Source organism: Virgibacillus halodenitrificans JCM 12304 (assembly GCF_001310895.1).
In the GTDB taxonomy this organism is placed as follows: domain Bacteria; phylum Bacillota; class Bacilli; order Bacillales; family Amphibacillaceae; genus Virgibacillus_Q; species Virgibacillus_Q halodenitrificans.
The window spans coordinates 1-7,592 of sequence record NZ_BAZS01000063.1; the positions used below are offsets into that span (position 1 = coordinate 1).

Annotated in this window: 6 protein-coding genes, 2 pseudogenes and 2 other annotated features; of the genes and pseudogenes, 7 read left to right on the forward strand and 1 reads right to left on the reverse strand. The window is 39.7% G+C overall.

From position 1 onward, the window contains the following. Positions 1 to 122: 122 nt before the first annotated feature. Positions 123 to 369 (forward strand) — a binding site (T-box leader). A gap of 73 nt (positions 370 to 442) precedes the next feature. After that, positions 443 to 752, forward strand: a binding site (T-box leader). Positions 753 to 818: 66 nt separating this feature from the next. From trpE to trpA, 7 genes and pseudogenes are all read left to right on the forward strand, one after another. Next, positions 819 to 2,219: an anthranilate synthase component I gene (gene trpE, locus JCM12304_RS18570; protein ID WP_060681968.1), complete on the forward strand. Its 1,401-nt coding sequence runs from the start codon at positions 819 to 821 to the stop codon at positions 2,217 to 2,219. Beyond that, positions 2,200 to 2,798 (forward strand): annotated as a pseudogene (locus JCM12304_RS18575) (anthranilate synthase component II). Before trpE ends, JCM12304_RS18575 begins: the two are co-directional and overlap by 20 nt. Next, a pseudogene (gene trpD / locus JCM12304_RS18580) lies at positions 2,782 to 3,806 on the forward strand (anthranilate phosphoribosyltransferase). The pseudogenes JCM12304_RS18575 and trpD overlap by 17 nt, the downstream one beginning before the upstream one ends. Then, on the forward strand, positions 3,807 to 4,604 hold the full coding sequence (gene trpC / locus JCM12304_RS18585) for an indole-3-glycerol phosphate synthase TrpC (protein ID WP_060681969.1): 798 nt from the start codon (positions 3,807 to 3,809) through the stop codon (positions 4,602 to 4,604). Then, positions 4,594 to 5,223: a phosphoribosylanthranilate isomerase gene (locus JCM12304_RS18590; RefSeq protein ID WP_060681970.1), complete on the forward strand. Its 630-nt coding sequence runs from the start codon at positions 4,594 to 4,596 to the stop codon at positions 5,221 to 5,223. The genes trpC and JCM12304_RS18590 overlap by 11 nt, the downstream gene beginning before the upstream one ends. Further along, complete coding sequence (trpB, locus tag JCM12304_RS18595) at positions 5,201 to 6,397, forward strand: tryptophan synthase subunit beta (RefSeq protein WP_060681971.1); 1,197 nt, start codon at positions 5,201 to 5,203, stop codon at positions 6,395 to 6,397. Before JCM12304_RS18590 ends, trpB begins: the two co-directional genes overlap by 23 nt. Before the next feature lies 1 nt (position 6,398). Next, positions 6,399 to 7,190 (forward strand): tryptophan synthase subunit alpha, encoded by a 792-nt coding sequence (gene trpA, locus JCM12304_RS18600; protein ID WP_060681972.1) that lies wholly within the window; start codon positions 6,399 to 6,401, stop codon positions 7,188 to 7,190. 177 nt (positions 7,191 to 7,367) lie between these two features. Here the strand turns inward: trpA and JCM12304_RS18605 are convergent. After that, on the reverse strand, positions 7,368 to 7,592 hold a 225-nt coding region (locus tag JCM12304_RS18605; RefSeq protein WP_256200868.1), incomplete at its 5' end, for an SHOCT domain-containing protein.

The following is a 7,592-nucleotide window of genomic DNA, read 5'->3' on the forward strand; positions in this document are numbered from 1 at the left end:
CTTGAAGAGGGGGGTTTTCTCGCCTATTTTAGATAAATTGAATTGCTCATGTATTATCTTTTTCAAAAAAATCCTTGACATTCGATTGCTTATCTTATAGTATTATTTTCAATAACTTAATGATTAAAGCAATGACGAAGAAGAGTAATCTATTTAAACACTTTAGAGAGCTGATGGTTGGTGAGAATCAGTGTGATTTGGTAGATGAATGGGCTTCTGAGCTTCCAAACCGAAAATATGAAACAGTAGGCTTTGGCGACTATGTTCCTCCGTTACCAGGAACAGATAGGAAACTATGTTGTTTTCTATTGCTAAAGTGAACTGTATTTGCAGTTAATAAAGGTGGTACCACGGTCCCTCGTCCTTTTTCGGATGAGGGGCCTTTTTGTTTTTTAATGAAGTAGCATTTTTAATAAACATATGAATATCTATAAGAAAATAATTAAAATCGTCGAGTAAGAGGAGTAAGTATATAAAAAGCGTTTTTAGAGAGCTGGTGATGGTGGGATTCCAGCACGTGGTTATATGCTGAATGGACTTACGAGAGGTTTCCTGAAAGAGAAAAAGTGATGTGCCTTAGAGTAATAATGGCAAAAGCTCTTTAGACAAAAGTATGGAAACCCGGAGTTCCGCCGTTATACGGATAGAATATCGAGGTAGTCTTTCATGGAGATTTCTTCCGTATTCGAACAAGATGAGAAGATTAAATTCTTCTCAAAAGAGGTGGCACCGCGGTCACAATCGTCCTCTATAGATACATATTTCGATATGCGTCTATAGAGGTTTTTTTATGCATTAACATATAAGGAGATGAACAAATGAAGAAAATTGTAACTCATAAACTAGTAAAGCTAAATGCAGATACATTGACACCTATCCGTATTTTCCATCAGTTATCCGGGCAAAAGAAATTTTTATTAGAAAGCTCAGTTAAACATGAACAGAAAGGAAATTATTCATTTATCGGAGCAGATCCATACGAGGAACTGATTGGGATGGGAAACACGTCCATGATTATCAACCATGACTCTGGCAAAAAAAGCACAGTTGAACAGCATGTACTAGATTATCTTAAGGAAAGCTTCCATCACATTGAGTTAGACATCCCCCTTCCCTTTTATGGCGGGGCCGTTGGCTATATAGGATATGATACCATTCGAACGTTTGAGGACATTGGTGAAGAAAAAACAGATGATCTATCTATGCCTGACATTCACTTGATGATTTATAGAAACATTTTCGTATTTGACCACAAGGAAGAAGTGATTTACCTGATTGCAATAAATCAGGATGAACAATCGGAAGAGGTGCTACTTAAACGATTAAACAGCATGCAGGAAACACTGCAGCGAAATGTGCCATATCAAGAAGAAAAAGAAACAACTTTTTCTTTTCAGCCAGAGGTAAGTGAAGAAAGCTTTAAGGAAAAAGTTCGAACTGCTAAACATCATATTTTAAGAGGGGATATTTTTCAGGTAGTGCTATCTCAAAGGATGAAGGCAGATATGAAGGGGTCGCCCTTCCAGTTTTATCGGCAGTTGCGGAAGGCCAATCCCTCTCCCTATATGTTCTATATTGATTTCGATGAATATCTCGTATTGGGAGCATCGCCTGAAAGTCTAATTCAAACGAGTGGCAAAACAATACTAACAAACCCAATTGCAGGCACACGCCCTAGAGGTGAAACAAAAGAGGAGGATGAACAACTTATCCAAGACTTGCTCTCGGATGAAAAGGAGATTGCGGAGCATCGAATGCTTGTAGATTTAAGCAGGAATGATCTTGGAAGTGTGTGTGAGATTGGATCAATTACTATCCCGACTTACATGCAAATTGAAAAGTACCAGCATGTAATGCATATTGTTTCAGAAGTCAAAGGGAGACTGAAAGTAAAGTGCTCCAGTATAGATGCACTTATCTCTTGTTTACCAGCAGGTACTGTTTCTGGAGCACCCAAAATCCGGGCTATGCAAATTATAAACGATCTGGAAGAGAAGAAGCGTGGTGTCTATGCTGGGGGAATAGGTTATATCAATTTCAACAATGATTTAAACATAGCTCTCGCCATCCGTTCACTTGTAGTGAAAGACAATCAAGCATATCTGCAGGCTGGTGCCGGAATTGTCCATGATTCAGATCCTGGAAGAGAATTTCAAGAGACATTGCATAAAGCAAAATCCCTAATGGAGGTTAGCCAATATGATGCTGTTAATCGATAACTTTGATTCATTTACCTATAACATATATCAATATTTTCAGAGGAAGAAAAAGAGATAAACGTAGTTCGTAATAACAAAATAACGGTTGCTGAAATAGAGAGGTTGCAGCCAGAGGCAATTATTATCTCACCAGGGCCTGGTCTTCCCGGAGAAGCAGGAATTTGTATGGAGGTTGTGCAGCACTTTTATAAGAAAATACCTATTATTGGTATATGTTTGGGCCACCAAATCATAGCTGAAGCGCTGGGTGCGGAATTAAAACCTGCAAAAACAATTAAACATGGGAAAACCTCCCTCGTTACTCATAACGGGTTAGGTCTCTTTAGCTATATGTCTCAGCCTTTGGAAGTAATGCGATACCACTCCTTTGTAGTTGATAAAGCAACCGTCCCTCCTCATTTAGAGGTGGTTGCGACATCCCTTGAAGACAATGAAATTATGGCAATTAAACATCGGTCATTTCCGGTGTTCGGTGTTCAGTTTCACCCCGAATCCATTGGTACTACTACCGGAAAAAAGATGATAAGCAATGTATTGAATGAAATTGGAAAGGAGCTTAAGCATGAAACATTATCTTGAAAAATTGATTAATCTGGAAAGCTTATCTGTAGAAGAAATGAAAGAAGCCACCACCGCCTGCTTTTCAAATGAAATTAGTCGTTCAGAAATTGCTTCTTTTTTAACAGCCTTACGAATGAAGGGGGAAACAGCTGACGAAATTACTGGTATGGTCGACGTTATCCGTTCCCAATCCGCTTATCAAACAGGCATTCTTCCTCATGTCATGGATAATTGCGGTACAGGTGGCGACAGATCCTACAGCTTCAATATAAGTACAACATCTGCATTCGTTATTGCAGGTGCTGGTGTAACGATTGCGAAACATGGCAACAGAAGTATTTCAAGTAAAACGGGCAGCGCGACGTATTAGAGTATTTAGGTATCTCTCTATCCTTCTCTAAAGAACATACGGAAGAAATCCTTAAAGAAAATAAAATCGCATTTTTATTTGCGCCACATGTTCATCAAGCTCTAAAACCGTTTAGTCATGTTCGAAAAGAACTGGGAATGCCAACCATTTTTAATGCTATTGGTCCTTTAACCAATCCGATAAATCTTGACTCTCAATTTATTGGTGTCTACAGACGTAACATGCTGGAAACAATGGCGGAGTCCCTACAAAAGCTGGGTAGACGGAGGGCAATTGTAGTTAACGGTGCTGGATTTATGGATGAAGCTTCGTTATCAGGCACAAATCACCTTGTCATGCTAGACGAGGGAAAAATATCCCCTTTCACCCTTCACCCGGAGGAAGTGGGATTGCCTGTATATACGAACGATTTGATCCGCGGCGGAGATGCAAAGGAAAATGCAGCTATTACCAAACAAGTATTATGTGGGAAGCCAGGACCTTATCTTGATACAGTCGTTCTAAATGCTGGACTTGGCCTATTTGCGAATGGAAAAGCCACTTCCGTCAAGTCAGGAATCGAATTGGCAAAAGAGAGTATCCACTCAGGTGCAGCACTCGAAAGGCTAGAGAGGTTAATTGAATTCAGTAAGAAAACAAAGAGTGAGGTGGTCTAAATGACAATATTAGAAAAAATCCTGAAACAGAAGGAAAAAGAAGTCGCTCAACTAGTAAAACAAACGTTTGAACAACCAGCAGCGAAGAAAGTTCCACTGCTTAAGGACACAATACGAAAAGCGAGCAATTTAAAAGTAATTGCAGAAATCAAACGCTCTTCCCCTTCCAAGGGAGCTATCCATATGGAGGTAGACCCAATAGAACAAGCAATCCAATATGAAAAGCAAGGTGCAGCTGCTATATCCGTTCTAACAGACAATACATTTTTTAATGGGTCAATAAAGGATCTCCAAGCAATACGTAAAGCAGTCAAACTGCCCATTTTATGTAAGGATTTTATTATTGATCGTATTCAAATTGATCAAGCTAGAGCAGCTGGTGCAAATATTATTCTATTAATTGCCGCTGCTTTATCGGATAAAGAGCTTCATTCCTTGTATCAATACGCCAGAAAGCAGGACTTGGAGATTTTATGTGAAGTTCACAATGAAACGGAAATGGAGAGGGTCCTTAAGCTTAAACCAGAAATAATAGGCATTAATAATCGAAATCTCAAAACATTTGAAGTGGATCTGCAAACTACTGCCAGGCTTGCATCCATGGTAACAGATGAGAATACGGTTTTAATTAGTGAAAGTGGGATGCAAACAAAACAGGATGCCCTCTTTGTAAGTGAAGCCGGAGCAGAGGCTATCCTGGTTGGTGAAACACTCATGCGTTCGAAGCATTTACCGGATACCTTTAACCAATTACAGGTACCAAAACAAAAAACAGGGGCAGAAGAAAATGCTCGTTAAAATATGTGGGATTACTACGGTAGAAGCGGCACAAGCTGCCGTAAATGCGGGCGCTGATTTCATCGGATTTGTTTTCGCTCCAAGCAGCAGGGAAGTCACTGTCGAAAAAGCTAAAAGGATTTCAGCTTCCATACCGCAAACTGTTCATAAAGTTGGCGTATTTGTAAACGAAGCGCCAGAAAATATAAAATCTATTGCTGAGGCTGTAAACCTGGACTATATCCAACTTCATGGAGATGAGCCTCCAAGTATCGCTGAGCAACTCCCTTATAAAATTATTAAAGCTTTTTCAGCAAAAGACAGTATGAGAACGGACATCACGAATTATCCATGTGATTATTATTTAGTGGATAGTCCCAAAGCTGGCAGCGGAGAACCCTTTGATTGGAAGCTTCTCCACAGTCTTTCCTTGGACCACAGGAAGCTAATTCTAGCTGGGGGCCTTTCTTCTAAGAATATAAATCAAGCCATAAACCAGGTTAATCCTGCCGGAGCAGACGTATCAAGTGGTGTTGAAACAAATAGGAAAAAGGACAATAAGAAAATAAAAGAGTTTATCCATCTATGCAAAAATAAACAAGGAAAGGATGATATCGATGGCAATATATACGATGCCTGATGCTACTGGGAAATATGGAGAATTTGGGGGCAAGTTTGTTCCCGAATTATTAATGCCTGCTTTAATCGAACTGGAGAAATTATATGAGGAAGCAATTCAGGATCCTGAGTTTATAGAGGAGTTAAATAAGTATTTGGCAGAATACGTTGGAAGAGAAACTCCTCTATACCTTGCAGAAAATCTCACAAAAAAATTAAAAGGTGCCCCAATTTACCTTAAGCGGGAGGATTTGAACCATACAGGAGCACATAAAATCAACAATACAGTCGGCCAAGCACTTTTAACAAAACGCATGGGAAAGAAAAAAGTAGTAGCGGAAACCGGTGCTGGACAGCACGGTGTCGCAACAGCTACCGTATGCGCCCTCCTTGACTTAGAATGTGTAGTATTTATGGGCGAAGAAGATATTAGAAGACAACGATTAAATGTGTTCCGCATGGAATTATTAGGTGCTGAAGTGCGAAGTGTTTCCCACGGTAGCGGCACATTGAAAGATGCAGTAAATGAGGCTCTTCGCTATTGGGTCAGCAATGTAGATGACACACATTATATTTTAGGCTCCGTCGTAGGACCACACCCTTTCCCAAAAATTGTTCGGGACTTTCAATCCGTTATTGGAAACGAAACAAAAGAGCAATTCAAGCAAAAAACAGGAAAACTTCCGAATGCAGTAATCGCGTGTGTTGGTGGCGGCAGTAATGCGATGGGTATGTTTTATCCTTTTATCCAAGAAGAGTCAGTAACTATGTATGGTGTAGAAGCCGGTGGTCAAGGATTAGAAACATCCAAACATGCCGCTACGTTGACGAGTGGATCAGTAGGAATTCTCCACGGAACAATGACTCATTTACTTCAAGATGCACACGGACAAATCGAAGAGGCTTTTTCTATATCTGCTGGTTTAGACTACCCTGGCGTAGGTCCTGAGCATAGTCATTTGCATGAAACAAAAAGGGTTATCTATGATTCTATAACAGATAAAGAAGCATTAGATGCCTTTCAATTTTTATCAAAGACCGAGGGAATAATCCCTGCATTGGAGAGCGCGCATGCGATAGCATATGCGATGAAAATTGCTCCAAAAATGAGCGCAGATGAGAGTATTGTCGTTTGCCTATCAGGGCGTGGGGATAAAGACGTGGAACAAGTAAAATCGGCATTGGAGGGTAAATAATATGGGAAAAGATTTAATTCAGCAATCATTTTTGAAAAAACAAGAAGCAGGAGAAAAGCTATTTATCCCCTATATTATGGCGGGAGATGGCGGGTTAGACATTTTAGAAGAACGTATCGATTATTTACATCAATGTGGAGCTGCTGCAATTGAACTTGGCATTCCATTTTCTGATCCTGTTGCTGATGGCCCTACTATTCAGGATGCTGGCTTGCGAGCATTAAATAACGGTACTTCCCTAGGCTCTGTGTTGAATGTATTGAAAGAAAGCAGTGAAAGGCGTTCTGTTCCAATTATATTAATGACCTATTTAAACCCTATTTTTGTTTATGGGATAGAAAAATTTGCTTCCGATTGCAAACAAGCAGGAGTGGATGGCGTGATCATACCTGATTTACCATTAGAAGAGGAAGCAATAATAGATAAACTACTATACAAAAACTCCATAGCATTTATTCGTCTTGCAGCAATGACCAGTACGAAAGAACGTGTATTAGAATTAGCAAAACGGTCAGAAGGTTTCCTTTATGCAGTATCTGTAACCGGAACTACTGGGGCCCGAGCTACACATGAACAGGAAGTAAAAGATTATTTACGTATGCTGAAGCAAGAAAGTGCTGTACCCGTACTGGCTGGATTCGGAGTATCTACTGAGGTGCAAGCAAGGGAATTAAGCTCTTACTGTGACGGAGTAATTGTTGGTAGTAAGATTGTTGATCTGTTTCATAAAGGGCAACTAGAGGAGATAAAAGGTTTAATTCAAAACAGTGTGAAATATGAAGTAAACAGTTAACCCCTCCCCTTTTGTATAAAAAATAGTGACGTTGTATAAAAACGGTGGTATACTTAATCTGCGATGAGCTGATTTGCATAAGACGAGGAACAAAGAAATACATGTGAATGTGAACACATGGTTCTCTCGCCGCAAATTTCGAAAAGGCACCTGTGCATTCTATGCATAGGTGCCTTATTATTTACCTCGACGTTTACGCGCTTCCTCATACTCCTCCTGCGTTATTTCGCCCTTAGCTAACTTTTCCTTTATTATTTCTAATGAATCAGGCCTTCTTTGTTTGTCACCTTTAAATCTCTTTACAATATAAAGGATAATTAGAAGAAGTAAAATTCCCAGTATGAGCCGGATGTATGGCTCTGTAAAAAGGCTCCCTAACATCATAATCACCTCTTTTAATAT